Here is a 16115-nt window from a genome sequence, read left to right on the forward strand (position 1 = left end):
GGCGGTATTTTATGAAGAACTTTGCAGCAATTGTTACGAAATTTTCAAAGCCGGTTGTCGCCATTTGGTTTATTATCCTTGCTATATTTGCATTTTTTGCTCTTCAGCTTCCTTCTAAATTGCAAGGGGATGGGTTTTTCGTAGATGGTGATCATACATACGTAACAAACGAGCTTTCTGAGACATTTGATTTACCCGCAAAAACGATTTTTGTTTTATTTAAAGATAAGTCCGACGATGAAATTACGTCGATTATGGAAAAACTCGAAAATATGGATGCCGTTCATGCAGTGACTTCTCCAGTAGGCAATGCCGCATTAAATAAAAACGGCTACGCTTATGGACTACTTGAATTTGATAATACAATTACCGATTACTTTCCTATTATCGATGACATTCGGGAAATTACTGAGGATGAAAAAGGCATTTCGATTACAGGGGAGCCCGTTATTTCAAAAGATATTAACGTAGCGAGCCAAAAAGATTTAATTAAAGCCGAGGCAATTGGCTTACCTATCGCTTTAATCGTTTTATTATTAGCATTTGGTTCAATTGTAGCGTCATTATTACCATTAATTATTGGTGGCGCAACAGTTGTTATCGCACTCGGTATTTTAACGCTATTAAGCGATTATTTTAATTTATCGATATTCGTCATGAATATTGTGCCGATGCTTGGCTTAGCATTAAGCATTGATTTTGCGCTTTTATTTATTAACCGTTACCGTGAAGAACGCGAAAAACATACGGTTGGCGAATCCGTTCAAACCGCAATCCAAACAGCTGGACGCTCGATCATTTTCTCTGCACTATGTGTCATGATTGGCTTAGGTGCAATGGTCGTTATTAATGTAGAGATTTTTATGAATATTGCTCTTGGTGGCACAATCGTTGTTTTCCTTGCAGTGCTAACAGCGTTAACCTTTTTACCAGCAACGATTACACTCTTGGGCGATCGTTTAAATAAAGGGCGTATTTTCCGCGTAAAAGCAACCGCTTCACGTTGGCAAAAGTTTGCTGCTTTCGTGATGAAACGTCCGGTTGTCATTATTTTTGTCGCTATTCTTTTACTATGTGTGGCGATGGTTCCTATTAAAGATATAGCGTTAACGATTCCTTCGACTGAATCATTACCAGCGTCCTACGAATCACGCCAGACTTTCGATACCCTAGATGAAACATTCGGTATTGGCGAAAATACGCCTGTCTTTTTACTCGCTGAAAACGATGACACTTGGGATACGACGGAGGGACGTGAAAAGGTCTTTGATATTCAACAGCAACTACTAGATGATCCAATGGTAGATCGTGTCACTTCTATGTTTACAGTAGCAAACATCGAATCGGTTGAAATGTGGGAAATGGTCAATAGCAACCCACAAGCACCAGGAGCACTTGACGAGGTTGCTGAAAACTTTATTCAAAAAGATAAAATGTATATGGTCGCTTATTTAAACACAACCGGTGCGACATCCGAAGCGCAGGATTTTGTCCGTAATTGGATGAATAAGGATTTAGGTGTGGATTTCGCATTATCTGGACAAGCAAAGTTCAATCAGGAAATTTTTGATGAAATTGCGAATAAAGTGCTTATTGCCATTGCAATCATTATTGTTTCAACGTTTATTATTTTAATGATCGCGTTCCGTTCCATTTTAATTCCTTTAAAGGCGATTTTAATGAATATTTTAGGACTTGGCGCGACATTCGGTATTTTGGTTTATATTTTCCAATACGGGCACTTTGGTATTGAAGCAGGCACAATTGTATTAATTATTCCGGTATTAGTATTCTGTTTAGTCTTTGGCTTAAGCATGGACTATGAGGTATTTTTAATTTCGCGGATTCAAGAGGAATATATAAAAGGGGCTACGAACACGAAGGCTACGATTGATGGGCTTGTTGCAACAAGTAAAATTATTACCTCTGCCGCACTTATTATGATTGTCATTACCGGAGCATTTGCGTTTACCGATGTAATGCCCGTTAAACAAATCGGGGTCGGTATAGCGATTGCCATTGCGATTGATGCAACGATTATTCGCCTCATGCTCGTACCAAGTTTCATGAAACTGTTTGGCGATTGGAACTGGTGGCTACCGTTTAGAAAAGGAAGATAATAACGTAAAAAATGGGCTTGTCCGGAAATTGATTTCTGGACAAGCCCTGTTTTTGAAATAAAGTATACCATGTTCATTCAAATATTGACTATTGTTCACTAGCTTAAGTGCAGCAATGTTTCATAATTAATCATTGCTGACTTTGAATAGCTTGGCTGTTCACTTTCGTCTTGGCGATCATTATGCTTTTGCTCATTTGGCTCCCATAATACATAGAACGCCTGAATAACAGCTACGATAATAATGGAAGCGACTAAAATTGTGCCTATAATAATTTTGACCATTTTATTACCAGACATTTCTTTTGATTGATGCTGTTGCTCCATACTCCATTTCCCTCACTTATCTATTTTGAAAGTCGGAAACCTTCTTCACGTAAATATGCGATTGCATCATCACGTGTCCCGAATGATTCCTCTAAATTTCCTTGGTGATAAATGTTCCATGAACGATTGTTAAATTCTAGCTCTAGCTTTGTGCCTTGGCGTGATGTCCAGTGTTCAATAATTGGTGTATCATCAATTTCTTCTGATAAGTAATCGATAGCAGCTTCGATAATTTCGCGTAGTTGCTGTTCGCTATAATCGCGAATATTGACTAAGCCCTTATCGCTTGCTTCTTTTTCGTATTTTAGTAAATCCCCTACAAATATAAAGCCGTTGCCATTTGGATGTAGCTTTTCAACGACGATTGTTTTTTCGTAAAGGCTGTCTTCAAAGTGATAGTTTAAACGCTTTAACGAAATTTCTTTTTTCGTTAGTTGCGGAAACGACTCGATAATTGCTTGTTTTTGTTCAAATGTTAGCATTGTTTGCTCCTTTAATAATTCTTCTCAAGTATTAAGTATACCGTTTTCGCTTTAAATAAAAAAGAGAAGCACATGCTTGTCACATATGCTCCACAATTTACACAGACTTGGTCATCTCTTTTTTGATTTTTTGGCGTTCATGGTAAATGTTTTGTACCACTACTTTAATAACACAATACGTTGGAATTGCAATAATAATGCCGATGAAGCCGGCGATATTTCCTGCCGCTAAAACAAGTGAAATAACTGTTAATGGGTGAATATCTAATGATTTCCCCATTACATTTGGCGTGATTAAGTTACTTTCCAGTTGCTGTGCCACTAATGTAATGACACACACCCAAATGACTAATACTGGGTCTTGGATAAGCGCGACAATCACTGCTGGTACAAGCGATACCCATGGACCGATGAACGGAATCATGTTCATGAAAAATGCAAACAGCGCCAATAATAACGAGTATTCCAATTTAATGATTAAATAACCGATAAACATCATAGTGGCCAGTAAAAAACTTACTAACACTTGTCCTTGTACATAGCTACGTAACACTTTATCAATATCTTCTAATGTTTTCTTAATCCAAGAACGCGTGTCCCCTGAAAAGATATCATAAATATTAGGTGCAAACTTTTCATGATCTTTTAACATAAAAATAAAGAAAAACGGTACTAAAATTAGTGTAAACGTCACCGATACCGCACCACTTACAAAGTTCACGAAATAACGACTACTCGTTATGGCAATGTCTTGAATGGAGCTTGTAATAGACGCGACAAATTCATCCACTTGTGGTGGTAATATACCGGGGTTTTCTATAATATAGTTAACCGCCTGCTCAATTTGAGTCGCAATTGTTGGTGCATTTTCTACTAGGCGATTCACCTGATTGGCAATTGGATTGCCAATTAATAAGAAAACGCTTGTTAAAACCCCTGCTAATAAGAGCACAATGGTTAATAAGCTCCCCCATCTTGGCATACCTCGTTTTTCGAGTAAACGTTGCAATGGCTCGGTAATATAATACAGCACGCCGCCTAATAATAATGGCATCATAATCGTTTTAAAAATAATGATAATTGGATTAAATAAATGATAAATTTCCATGAAATATTTTATGATTAATAAGGAAATTAATAATCCTATTCCAAATTGAAACCACAGTTTCCTCGTCATTAACTCACTTCCTTTTTTGCTTTCTTCAAGTAAAACCTACTATAATACTTTGTACATTTTAGCATGCCATAAAGTGTCATTAATTACAAAAGAAAAAGGACATTTTGCTGTTAAAATTAAGCAAAATGTCCCCAAATTATTTCTTATAAATTTTTATCATCAACAGCATTTAAATAATCTTCAATAGTACCAATAACGGATTCTACACAACCCTCTTCAAATGGTGAAATTAATCCAGCCTCTTCTACTAGCTTCGTGAAGGCAAATGATCCACCTAATTGGCAAAGGTGTAAATAATCTTTCCATGCGCCTTCGAAGTCTTCACCTGAGCGTTTCCAGAATTGGAATGCACAAATTTGCGCTAATGTGTAATCGATGTAATAAAACGGGCTTGCATAAATATGACCTTGACGTTGCCATACTGCACCAGATTCTAAATAGTCGTGCCCATCGTAATCGCGGTGTGGTAAATACTTCGCCTCAATTTCTTTCCATGCCGCATTACGCTCAGCTGGAGTCATTTCAGGGTTTTCGTACACAACGTGCTGGAACTCATCAACTGACACTCCATATGGTAAGAATAATAAGCCACTGCTTAAATGTGAGAATTTGTATTTCTCAGTTTGATGCTTAAAGAATAGCTCCATCCAAGGCCATGTGAAAAATTCCATACTCATTGAGTGAATTTCACAAGACTCATATGTTGGCCATAAGTACTCTGGAATTCCGATGTTACGGCTAGAGTATACTTGGAATGCGTGACCTGCTTCGTGCGTTAAAACATCGATGTCACCTGATGTTCCATTAAAGTTTGAGAAAATAAACGGCGAATCATAGTCTTCAATAAACGTACAATAACCGCCACTTTCTTTCCCTTTTTTCGCAACTAAATCCATTAAATCATGCTCAATCATATAGTTAAAGAATTCGCCAGTTTCTTTAGAAAGCTCGTCGTACATTTTCTTCCCGTTTTCAACAATCCACTGTGCATCGCCTTGCGGTACAGCATTCCCCGTTAAGAACGATAAGCCTTCATCATAAAACTTGAACTCGTCTACACCTATGCGCTCTGCTTGGCGTGCGTATAATTTCGACGCAAGTGGCACGATAAATTCACGTACTTGCTCACGGAATTTTGCAACCATTTCTGCATTATAGTCTACACGATTCATGTTGACATAGCCTAGCTCTACATAGTTTTTAAAGCCCAAAGTAGTTGCGATTTTATGACGTAGCTTAACTAATTGATCATAAATTGAATCAAACTTTTCTTTGTTTTCTGCAAAGAAATTAAAGTTCGCTTCACGTGCTGCTTTACGTACAGCACGGTCTGTTGATTCTGCATATGGTGCTAATTGTGCTAATGTTAATGTTTTACCATCAAACTCAATTTGTGCCGATGCAACTAGCTTGCTATATTCAGACGTTAATTTGTTTTCTTGTTGCATTAACTCAATGACTTCTGGTGAGAAGCCTTTTAACTGATTTTCTGCTAATGCAAATAGTTGCGTGCCCCATTTCTCCTCTAGTTGCGAACGGAATGGTGATTTTACAAGCTCTGTATAATAGTTAAATACTAGTTCTTCTACTACAGGACCGATTTCATCAAAGTGATCACGCTCTTTTTGATAAAACTCATCATTCGTATCAATCGAAGCACGAATATAGACGATATTTGCCATTGTTGAATACGTGTTGCGGATTTTGTTTAGCTTATCAATTACTCCACTTTGCGCTTCAACGGAATCCGCCGCTTTAAATTCTTCTAAAAGAACCACATATTGTTCTTTCATGTCATCTAAATTTGGACGTTTGTAATCAAATTCTTTAAATGTAGCCATTATTATCACCTCATAATTATTTCGGTAACCGAAATTCGTATAGTTTATTATTTATTATATTCTAACAAATTGCAAATATAATCAGAAAATTTAAAGCAATTTTCAATATTATAACTGAAATAACAATAGATTCATATTAATAGTCTCTCAAATTATCAATTTAAATGAAAGAAATCACATTACCATTAGTGATAATGTGATTTCAAATTTTTGAATAATACGACTACCTATCGTTGTGTCTTTTTCATCTATTATTCTCATAATTATATTATTCTTCTTACATATATTTTGGGTGATTCAAACTTTAAATGGCAATAACTCTAGCATAACGCAGACATATTTAACCATTTACCAATAAAAAAGGTCTTGTCTGGAAAGTGATTTCCGGACAAGACCTTTGCGCCGAGGTTAGAGGCTAGCACGAAGCTAATCATGAATACGCTATCACCGATCGTGACATTTTAGCATTCGTTCTTTACTTACGACCAACCTGATAGCAGCCAACTGCGGATAAATAACACATGAGTGGACACTGTCAAAAAGTAAACACTTTTTGGACAGCTCCCTTTGAGCTTTTTATTCGCCTAAATCAGCATTATGATAAACGCGTTGTACATCTTCTAAATCTTCTAACGCATCGATCATTTTTTCGAATTTTGCTAAGTCATCACCAGCTAATGCTACTTCTGTCATTGGTAACATCGCTAACTCTGCTACTGTAAATTCTTCAATACCAGCACCCTTGAATGCTTCTTGTGTTGCATGGAACTGCTCTGGCTCTACATAAACGATGATTGTGCCTTCTTCATCCATAATATCACGCATATCTAAATCTGCTTCCATTAAGATTTCAAGGATTTCATCTTCTGATTTGCCTTCAACCCCGAATACTGCAGTATTTTGGAACATGTGCGCTGCTGAACCAGATACACCCATGTTACCGCCGTTTTTACCGAATGCTGCACGAACTTCTGAAGCTGTACGGTTTACGTTGTTTGTTAAAGCATCAACGATAACCATTGTACCTGCTACGCCGAAACCTTCGTAGCGTAGCTCGTCAAATTGCTCGTCGCCGCCACCTTTAGCTTTGTCAATTGCTTTTTCGATGATATGTTTTGGTACCGAATATGTTTTCGCACGCTCTAAAACGGTTTTTAATGCGCGGTTTGATTCTGGATTTGGTTCACCAGATTTTGCTGCTACATAAATTTCTCGACCAAACTTTGCATAGATACGACTGTTAGCTGCGTCTTTACCAGCCTTTTTGTCTTTAATGTTATTCCACTTACGACCCATTTTGTTCACTCTCTTTCGATATTCTATTGATAACGTTATATAAAACGAAAAAATATTTTTTAACTTAATTATTATACTTGAACTCTAAAAAAAAGTGAAATTACTTAACATAAAATGGACTTTAGTTGAAGAAATTAAATAACTATTATGCGTGTGGTAAAGTCTCTTTCAATACTGATACTTGCAAATTAATATTCTATATGTTAATAATTGAATTGTAAAATAATTTACGTTTTGTAAATTAACTAACTATATGGAGGCTCTTAAAATGAGATTAAAAGGTAAAGTAGCGATTATTACAGGCGCAGCAAACGGGATGGGTGCCGAAGAAGCAAAATTATTTGCAAAAGAAGGCGCGAAAGTTGTAGCAACAGACTTTAATGAAGCAAAATTACTTGAAGTAGAAGCAGAAATCAAAGCAGCTGGTGGCGAAATAACTGCGATTAAGCAAAACGTTATTTCTGAAGACGAATGGAAAGCGGTCGTAGCGAAAACAATTGAGTTATATGGTAAAGTCGATATTCTTGTAAACAATGCGGGCGTTGCGAGTCCAAATAGTTTCGCTAATATGGAAATGGACGAGTGGAATGCCGTTATGGACATCAACTTAAATGGTTGTGTGTTAGGGATGAAATACTGTATTCCAGAAATGAAAAAAGCGGGCGGCGGTTCTGTTATTAATATTTCTTCTATTGGCGGTATTGTAGGGATGGCTGGATCAAGCCCTTATACAGCTGCAAAAGGTGCATTACGTGCATTATCTAAATCAGCTGCAGTAGAATACGGAAAAGATAAAATTCGCGTAAACTCATTACACCCAGGTATTATCGTAACACCTATGACAGCACAATCAATGGAAGTGGCAATGCCTTATTACGAACTACATACGCAATTACCTTACTTTGGCCAACCAGAGGATATAGCATATGGCGTCGTATTTTTAGCGAGTGATGAATCGAAATTTATGACAGGTGCAGAGCTTGTTATTGATGGTGGATGGACAGCTCTATAAAATTATGGAATCATGGAATGAGAGCAATCTTGTTTCATGGTTCTTTTTCTATGCAAATAATTTATTTTCCTGTCATAGTTGGAACTGAAAAGCTCATGGATGTTTTATCATTATAATTAAACTGAAAACATTGGTAGTATTAACAGATTGGACGAAATTACGATAAGAATTAAAGTAAAGAAGAATCATGATTAGAGGAATATACAGATAGGTGTGATGTACTTGAAACTAGACGCTAGACAAGTTCAGTCTATAAAAAAATTGCATAAAGCGTATCTTTCATTACTACTAGAATCCAATGAAAACATGTCTATCCAAAGCCTTTGCTTGGAGGCGCGAATAACGCGGCCAACTTTTTATAAATTTTACAAGGATCCCATGGAGCTACGCCTACATTTACATGAAACGTTATTGAATAACTTAAAAGCTTGCTTACAAATTAACAATCCAAAAGATATGACTGATTTTGGTCCAGAAGAATTGCCTGAAAATATGTTGTGGCTTTTTGAACATATTTTAGAAAATCAATTGGCTTATGAAGTTTTATTAGTTAATCAACCAGATGGGCTGTTTATTAAGTCTTTTAAAGAAATTTTGCTAAAGTACATTGACGATGGAGTTACAACGACAAAAATACCTCCACAACATATAAGAGCGCAAAGATCATTTGTTGTCCATTATGTTGCAGGTGCCTATATGGAAAGCATTACGTGGTGGATTCAAAATAATTGTATGCATGATGCGTCTTTTATGGCGTTAAAATTACTTGAACTCTCCTTACATGGCCCTTATAAAGTAGAAATTCAATGGAAAAAATAAAGTAGTGCTTGGTACATGGATGTTCTAAGGGATATGTATCCGGCACTCTTATTTAATTTGCCATAAACAGATTGATTATGGAGATAAAACATACATGTGACTTCATCCATAGAATTTCAAGATTGCTCGGGTAAGTGTGAATTTGTTACGAAATCAGAAAGATACATAATGGCTGTAACCCAAACCACATTGGCAATAGATTCAAAGATAATCATTACATGAATCGTGCGAAATGAATGAATTTCCCAAATCAGCTTAAAACCCTTAGTTAATTCTTGCCTTTTGGAAGCATTCATTTTCCTTTCGAATGGCGTATGATCAATAACAAACATACAAATAGTGTAGAAAGCACAATGAATTACGTTCAGGATTACCTAATTTTCCTTCTGTAGGATACATTCAATTAAGTTACTTACATATTATTGTATAACAACCATAATTTATAAAAGTTTTATTGTATACTAACTGTGTAAGTAATATTTCATATTAAGGGGCGGATTCAAATGATTATCGTAACAACTGAAAATATTGCGCATCATCAAATTACAGAAGTAATAGGTCCGGTATTTGGTTTAACCGTTAGAGCTAGAGGGATTGGCAAAGATATCGTAGCTTCACTAAAGGGACTTGTAGGCGGAGAAATCAGTCAGTATACAGAAATGCTTGAAGATGCTCGAAAGCAAGCGATGGATCGAATGGTGCAAAACGCTACGGCAATGGGTGCAAATGCAATTATTATGATGCGTTTTGACTCTGGTGAAATTGGGCAAAATATGAGCGAAATTGTTGCTTATGGTACAGCTGTTATTGTGGAGAAAAGATAGCGAATGGGATGGATTGTAGGGTTTTATGGTATCCAATTGTTAATTCTCATTATTTTAATAATCGGTTCATGGTTCTTTTGGGATCGTCGCTTCAAAACAAAACATGGTAAACACGTTCCTAAAGGCTTCGAACGTACAAATGAAATATCGATTGATCCGAGTACAAACAAGCGATTAATTGTTTACTTCCACCCAGAAACCGGCGAGCGTTTCTATAAAGAAGAAAATAATAATTAACATGAAAAGGCGCCTGACTTCAAACAGGTACCTTTTCTTTTTTTGGTTTTTTCTAAAATATTTTTTCTATCGTTGTCACAAATCGATAACCAATTCAGTTATATATGCCAGAGAGGAGGGGGAACGTATTGACTGCATCAAATACACCTAGGGAAAATACTGAGTTTGCTACAAAATCTATTGTAGTACAAGTTCAATCGGGCAATATTCAAGCCTATACAGAAATTATCCGTAGCTTTCAAAAACAAATCTATATTTACTGTTATTATCTACTGGGAAGTAAGGAAGAAGCGGAGGATGCGGCACAAGATATTTTTATAAAAGGATTAGAAAATATCCGTAATTTTTCATATACAGTCTCATTCTCAGCATGGCTTTACAAAATTGCACATCACCATTGTATGGATATACTTAAAAAGAAAAACAAAAGCTACAAATTTTGGACAAGTTTTAAGAAGGAACAAGCACACGATCAGAGTCATAGGCAAGCATATGAATATGATGATTTCATTCACGAGTTATTAGAAAAGTTAAGTGTGGACGAAAGAAGAATTCTGCTACTTAGATCGATTGAAGAATATAGCTTTGATGAAATTGCTTCGATTATGGAACTTAAAGCAACGACTGTTCGAAAAAAATATGAACGATTACGTAAAAAATTGCTGAAAGAGAAAAAGTTGGGAGGGGAAATTTATGAACACTCGCTCAAAACAGAAGGATAAAGAGGTAACTCAGTTAGAAAGATTCATTCGAGAAACACCTGTGGAAGTTGATTTGGTAAATCGTACTATGAGCAAATATGAAAGTATTCGTAATACAAAGCCGTCTGAAAAATTTAGAACTCGTAAGAACTTACGTCAAAGAGTCATGATGATTACCGCCTCCGCAGCAATGATTTTTAGTTTGATCATTATCACGGGTTTAATTTCACCAACGATGGCGGCGACGATGAAAGAAGTGCCTTTATTATCATCTGTTTTTAAATTTACAAGGGATCTTGGTCTACACGCCGCAGATGAAAAGGGATTCTCAACAAAATTGAATACAAGCGTTACGCATGAAGGCTTTACATTAAATGTAACAGAAGTAGTGTTTGACGGTACACGTGTTGCAATTGGGATTGAACGCCATCATAAAGAAGGTGAAAATTCAAAAGAAAGTTTATCAGATCAAATGAGTAATATTGAATTTTTACTAAATGGTGAACCACTGAATCACACTAATTTTAGTGGTGTTTTTAGACAGCCAAGTAAGGATAAGAATTCCGTAATTCTTGAATTTTCAGATTTGAAAAATCAAGGTGGAAGTCCTTTCCCAAAGCAGTTTAATTTGACATTATCCACTACAATAACCGAGATTTCTGAACCTTTTAAAATGGATATTCCAGTGAGTGATATTGGTAACTATGTAAACCTACAACCTAATATAAGTAGAAAATACAAAAATAATCAGTTTACTATTGAACAAATTATACTAACTCCCATTACAACTAGTATTACGACAAGAATAGCCTTGCTTGATAAATCAACTTCTGTAGATTTCCGGGAAGGAATAAATATCGAAGTTTATGATGAACAAGGGCGTGAACTAAAACTAATTCATGGCAATGGTCGGCGTGAGACAAATAAAGGAAATAGCGATTTAATTATGGATTTACGGTTCCATCCATTTGAAACCTTACCAAAAGCTATTACAATTAAGCCATATATTAATCTTATTAATGACTATCCAAAAGGAACATATCAAGAGGATGAAAATGGTGACCCAATAATTCAATACATCCCTGAACTAGAAATAACAATACCGATTAAATCACAGCAATAAAATAGTAGAGCAAGTGAACCAGTGTGCCAAACGATGAATTAACAACGTTTTGGCTTTTTTCACGGGAATTTTACACTAATAATTATTTGAATGAAAAAGAAGTTTTTAGTTCAACCTAAATTGTTCAAGTAACTATCAGTGTGGTAAAAGTCATAATGAACTTGGTGTGTGGATTTATATTGATAAATCGGAATCATTCGTCATTTTACATCTCATATGCTTTTTGTTAAAATTGCTAAGTCACGTCAGTCGTCTGATGTAATAAAATGGAATATTGAAAGCGAATGTTTTCTTCCTAAAAATATTAAAAAGGTGTCTATTATGAACGTACTATGGGGAATTGGCGGTATTTTTATCGTCTTAATAATTGCTTTTCTTTTATCAAGCGCTAAAAGTTCAATTAAGTGGCGCACAATTTTAGTGGGATTAGCAATTCAAATTTTATTTGCTTTTATTGTTTTAAAATGGGAGGCCGGTCGAGAGGTACTTGAAAGTTTCTCCAACGGCGTGCAACATTTAATTTCTTATGCGAATGAAGGAATTTCTTTCTTATTTGGACCTGCAGCAGATACAGAAAATTTTGGGTTTGTTTTTGCCTTTCAAGTGCTAACCGTTATCATTTTCTTTTCTGCTTTAATCTCGGTTTTATATTATTTAGGCATAATGCAATTTTTAATACGCATTATCGGTGGAGGACTTTCGAAGCTTCTTGGGACAAGCAAGGCGGAGTCCATTTCAGCAGCTGCAAACATCTTTGTTGGGTATACAGAAGCACCACTTGTCATTCGGCCGTTCATTAACAAAATGACAAAGTCTGAGTTATTTGCCGTTATGACAGGAGGACTTGCATCAGTCTCTGGTTCGGTTTTAGTCGGATATGCATTGTTAGGTGTGCCTCTAGAATATTTACTTGCAGCAAGCTTTATGGCTGCCCCAGCTGGGTTAGTTTTAGCTAAAATCATGATTCCAGAAACAGAAGTTATTGATGAAGGAAACTTTAAGTTAGAAAAAGATGATTCTTCTGCGAATGTAATTGATGCAGCTGCACGAGGTGCAAGTGATGGGATGAAGCTTGCAGTGAATGTTGGAGCTATGCTACTGGCATTTATTGGTATTATCGCATTACTTAACGGTATACTTGGTGGTTTAGGCAGTATCTTTGGTTTTGAAGACTTAACACTTCAAGGCATTTTAGGTTACCTGTTTTCACCATTAGCGTTTGCCATTGGTGTTCCATGGGCAGAAGCTGTTCAAGCTGGTTCATACATTGGGCAAAAACTTGTGTTGAATGAGTTTGTTGCTTATGCATCATTTGGGCCAGCGATTGCAGAGCTTTCTGATAAAACTGTTATTGTAGTTAGTTTCGCTTTATGTGGTTTTGCAAACTTAAGTTCAATGGCCATTTTATTAGGTGGCTTAGGGTCATTAGCACCAAATCGCCGTTCAGATATTGCTCGTTTAGGAGTTAGAGCTGTTGCTGCGGGGATGTTAGCTTCCTTATTAAGTGCGGCAATAGCAGGGATGTTTATTTAAATATGTAGGATCTAGAGTGCCAGGTGCAGAATATACATGCGCCCGGCACTTTTTTGAGCCATATTCCCACCGAAGCAGCTAAAAGTATAGGTAGATTACTATCCGTTTTTCATATATAAAAATAAGGCACTTTTTGTTCAAAATTGAACAAAAAGTGCCTTTACTATTGTACTGAGGAGCTTATTTACCAAGTTTTTAATTTAAATGCCCCTATTTCTTAGATTTCTTTTCAGCTACTGAATTAATCATATCTGAAAATTCCTTTGAAAACTCTTCTTTCGCTTTGTTTGGTGCAATTTTTTGGTTTTTCGGTGTTTGAGGTAACGAACCTTTGTTGCTGCTTTGACCTTGCTTATTATCTCTTCCCATCATCCATCTCTCCTTTCATTTTGAATCGTTCTTAATATGGCATGGAATTTGATTTTCAATAACAAAAAAGCAGAATTGAAAAAAATTTATGTGGACTAACCTAATTTCATAAGAAAACATTAAATATTTCTAAAAAGGGTATGAATAAAACAAGACCTACTCAATTATTTTGGGAGCGTTTTTCTATGACAAGAGTTAGTATGAATACGTACTGCGTGGTCGTCCTTTATCACTATCCTCGGGTACTAGATCAAAACACTACTAGCAATTTTTAGCTAATCAACATATGTAGTAATTTTTCTTTTTTATTTTTCTAAAACGTACCTTCGATTTGCCTCGTCTAATGGTCAAATCAACAACGAAAGGAGCAAGAATGATGATGCTTTCTGATGAACGTGCTTTTAGTGAAGCAATGGAAGAATACAGCGATTATTTACTGCGCATCGCTTACCTCTACGTAAAAGATTGGCTAGTTGCAGAAGATATTGTGCAAGATGCTTTTTTGTCCTACTATGTAAAGTTCGAGCAATTTGAAGAACGTGCTTCACTCAAAACATACCTTGTGCGTATTGTGATTAATAAATGTAAAGACTACTTAAAGTCTTGGAAATATCGCAAGCTAACCTTAACGAATCATTTTTTTAGTGCTAAAAAAGATGCGGCTACCGCAATACAAAATGAAGAACGTCTTGATATTGCCAATGCCGTACTGAGTTTACCTATCCATTTGCGTGAAGTCATTATTCATTATTATTACGATGAGTTATCCGTTTTAGAAGTCGCCTCCTTATTAGCACTTTCCGACAATACCGTTAAAACAAGATTGAGGCGCGCACGACAGCTATTAAAAGAACAGCTTTCACATGACGAATGGGAGGTGCTTTCACATGAATGAATTGAAACGTCAGCTCGATAAAAAAATGGGAAATACATCACAAAGGGTAGAACGCATTATGAATAACATTAACGATAATAAACGTCAAAAGGAAAATAAAAAAGCTCCACAGAAATTGTACTATGTCACATTCGCTGGGTTTATAGCATTGTTGGTTGCAATTACGATTATCACCAATCCATTCTCATCAAATAGTCCAAACACTGCAACACCAGTGCCAACTGATTCAAATAAGCCAGCAATTCAAATAGAAGAACCTGAAGACTATAGTGAAATTCTAAAAAAATTCTTCAAGCAAGACGGTGATGTTGCTCACTTTTTAGGTACTGGTAATGAGTTTGCAGGCTTTACGGAAACAACGACTTGGTTATCTAATAATTATGTGCAAATTTTGGAAGATAACGGAGGGGCCGTTTCTCAAAAGGTATACCGCATTACAAAGGAAACAATCGAACTCATCTACCAAGATATTGCCGAACCTACAGCAAAGGTATTTACTAATACTGAGTTAACATCACTAGCAGCTATCCAAACAGTTTTACAATGGCCACTTGTAGATGGGGACTCCATTGATGATATATCTGTTCAATTACCTGTTGAAATAAAAACACCATATAAAACGTTTTCAAATACAATCATGCTTAGCGAAATTGTTGAAAGTGGGAAAAATGACTACTACTATGCAGAGGGGTACGGCCTAGTCGCTCGTATTTTCAAGACAAGTGATGGCTATCAAATTGCGTCTTTCCTTGCCTCAATTAATGAGCCCCCTGCAACGACATCTGACGAAAAAATTTCTTTTTTAAATGTAGATACAAATAAACAAGAGACACTTCTGCTACAAAGTTTACCATTCATTGATAAATTGCATCCTTATACATCAACCGATGATTTTGAATTAACATACGACCCACTATTCTCAACAGACAACGGTGAGTTCGGGGTGTTCACCACTTATTGCAATGATTACAACTGTCAGCTAGCATTTGTGATGCGAAATGCTGATCGCATTACAAGTGGTCCTATCGTTTATGCACGTATGACAGGTTTTAAACGTTCACCAAATTTCGAAAAAGTGATAATTGCGTTACAATCTCCAGAGCTATATGAAGATACGTTTATTGAACGTTCCATGCTAAAAATAATTAATGTCCAAACAATGCAAGTTGAAGTACCAACTTCTCAGGAAATTTACTTTAGCGAACAAAGCTACCCAATATCTTATTACGATTGGGTAGATGACACAACGATTCAACTTGAAGTGGCAGATGTTAATGATGCAGAAGCGAGCACGATTTATAATTGGCAAAAAAACAACAAACCGACAATTACAATCGAAGCACGTTTACCATAAAAAATG

The 16115-nt window shown here is 36.1% G+C and carries 16 protein-coding genes; 10 read left to right on the forward strand and 6 right to left on the reverse strand.

What is annotated here, in order from left to right; translation table 11 throughout:
* Positions 1–11: 11 nt before the first annotated feature.
* Positions 12–2120 carry an MMPL family transporter gene (locus O7776_RS18650; RefSeq protein WP_274308408.1) on the forward strand — a complete coding sequence of 703 codons (2109 nt, stop codon included), beginning with the start codon at positions 12–14 and terminating at the stop codon, positions 2118–2120.
* Between the two features lie 98 nt (positions 2121–2218).
* Here the strand turns inward: O7776_RS18650 and O7776_RS18655 are convergent, their stop codons facing one another.
* The 5 genes from O7776_RS18655 to O7776_RS18675 all read right to left on the reverse strand — a co-directional run bounded on the left by O7776_RS18655 (position 2219) and on the right by O7776_RS18675 (position 7242).
* The gene (locus O7776_RS18655; RefSeq protein WP_274308409.1) at positions 2219–2446 is read right to left on the reverse strand and encodes a hypothetical protein; all 228 of its coding nucleotides are present in this window, start codon (positions 2444–2446) and stop codon (positions 2219–2221) included.
* Positions 2447–2466: 20 nt separating this feature from the next.
* A complete protein-coding gene (locus tag O7776_RS18660; RefSeq protein ID WP_274308410.1) occupies positions 2467–2928 on the reverse strand; it encodes a hypothetical protein in 462 nt (153 codons plus the stop codon).
* A gap of 97 nt (positions 2929–3025) precedes the next feature.
* On the reverse strand, positions 3026–4105 hold the full coding sequence (locus O7776_RS18665; RefSeq protein WP_274308411.1) for an AI-2E family transporter: 1080 nt from the start codon (positions 4103–4105) through the stop codon (positions 3026–3028).
* A 143-nt stretch (positions 4106–4248) separates the two neighbouring features.
* On the reverse strand, positions 4249–5946 hold the full coding sequence (locus tag O7776_RS18670; protein ID WP_274308412.1) for a M3 family oligoendopeptidase: 1698 nt from the start codon (positions 5944–5946) through the stop codon (positions 4249–4251).
* 576 nt (positions 5947–6522) lie between these two features.
* On the reverse strand, positions 6523–7242 hold the full coding sequence (locus O7776_RS18675) for a YebC/PmpR family DNA-binding transcriptional regulator (RefSeq protein WP_274308413.1): 720 nt from the start codon (positions 7240–7242) through the stop codon (positions 6523–6525).
* Between the two features lie 268 nt (positions 7243–7510).
* Here O7776_RS18675 and O7776_RS18680 point away from each other — a divergent pair, with 268 nt between their 5' ends.
* The 7 genes from O7776_RS18680 (at position 7511) to O7776_RS18710 (ending at position 13491) form a co-directional block, all read left to right on the forward strand.
* Positions 7511–8254, forward strand: a complete 744-nt coding sequence (locus O7776_RS18680; RefSeq protein WP_274308414.1) for an SDR family NAD(P)-dependent oxidoreductase — start codon at positions 7511–7513, stop codon at positions 8252–8254.
* 222 nt (positions 8255–8476) lie between these two features.
* Positions 8477–9073 carry a TetR-like C-terminal domain-containing protein gene (locus tag O7776_RS18685; RefSeq protein ID WP_274308415.1) on the forward strand — a complete coding sequence of 199 codons (597 nt, stop codon included), beginning with the start codon at positions 8477–8479 and terminating at the stop codon, positions 9071–9073.
* 503 nt (positions 9074–9576) lie between these two features.
* Complete coding sequence (locus O7776_RS18690; protein ID WP_241370858.1) at positions 9577–9897, forward strand: YbjQ family protein; 321 nt, start codon at positions 9577–9579, stop codon at positions 9895–9897.
* Between the two features lie 3 nt (positions 9898–9900).
* Positions 9901–10134, forward strand: coding sequence for a hypothetical protein (locus O7776_RS18695; protein WP_274308416.1), 234 nt, complete (start codon positions 9901–9903; stop codon positions 10132–10134).
* Positions 10135–10262: 128 nt separating this feature from the next.
* The gene (locus tag O7776_RS18700) at positions 10263–10856 is read left to right on the forward strand and encodes an RNA polymerase sigma factor (protein ID WP_274308417.1); all 594 of its coding nucleotides are present in this window, start codon (positions 10263–10265) and stop codon (positions 10854–10856) included.
* Complete coding sequence (locus O7776_RS18705) at positions 10828–11958, forward strand: DUF4179 domain-containing protein (RefSeq protein WP_274308418.1); 1131 nt, start codon at positions 10828–10830, stop codon at positions 11956–11958. The genes O7776_RS18700 and O7776_RS18705 overlap by 29 nt, the downstream gene beginning before the upstream one ends.
* A 321-nt stretch (positions 11959–12279) precedes the next feature.
* Positions 12280–13491, forward strand: coding sequence for a NupC/NupG family nucleoside CNT transporter (locus O7776_RS18710; RefSeq protein ID WP_274308419.1), 1212 nt, complete (start codon positions 12280–12282; stop codon positions 13489–13491).
* A gap of 210 nt (positions 13492–13701) precedes the next feature.
* Here O7776_RS18710 and O7776_RS18715 read toward each other — a convergent pair whose 3' ends face one another.
* On the reverse strand, positions 13702–13860 hold the full coding sequence (locus O7776_RS18715; RefSeq protein WP_274308420.1) for a YfhD family protein: 159 nt from the start codon (positions 13858–13860) through the stop codon (positions 13702–13704).
* Positions 13861–14236: 376 nt separating this feature from the next.
* Between O7776_RS18715 and O7776_RS18720 the strand changes: the two genes are divergently transcribed.
* Together O7776_RS18720 and O7776_RS18725 are read left to right on the forward strand one after the other, a co-directional pair.
* Positions 14237–14755: a sigma-70 family RNA polymerase sigma factor gene (locus O7776_RS18720; RefSeq protein WP_274308421.1), complete on the forward strand. Its 519-nt coding sequence runs from the start codon at positions 14237–14239 to the stop codon at positions 14753–14755.
* Positions 14748–16109, forward strand: coding sequence for a hypothetical protein (locus O7776_RS18725; protein WP_274308422.1), 1362 nt, complete (start codon positions 14748–14750; stop codon positions 16107–16109). Before O7776_RS18720 ends, O7776_RS18725 begins: the two co-directional genes overlap by 8 nt.
* Positions 16110–16115 lie beyond the last annotated feature (6 nt).

The organism is Solibacillus daqui (assembly GCF_028747805.1).
GTDB lineage: Bacteria > Bacillota > Bacilli > Bacillales_A > Planococcaceae > Solibacillus > Solibacillus daqui.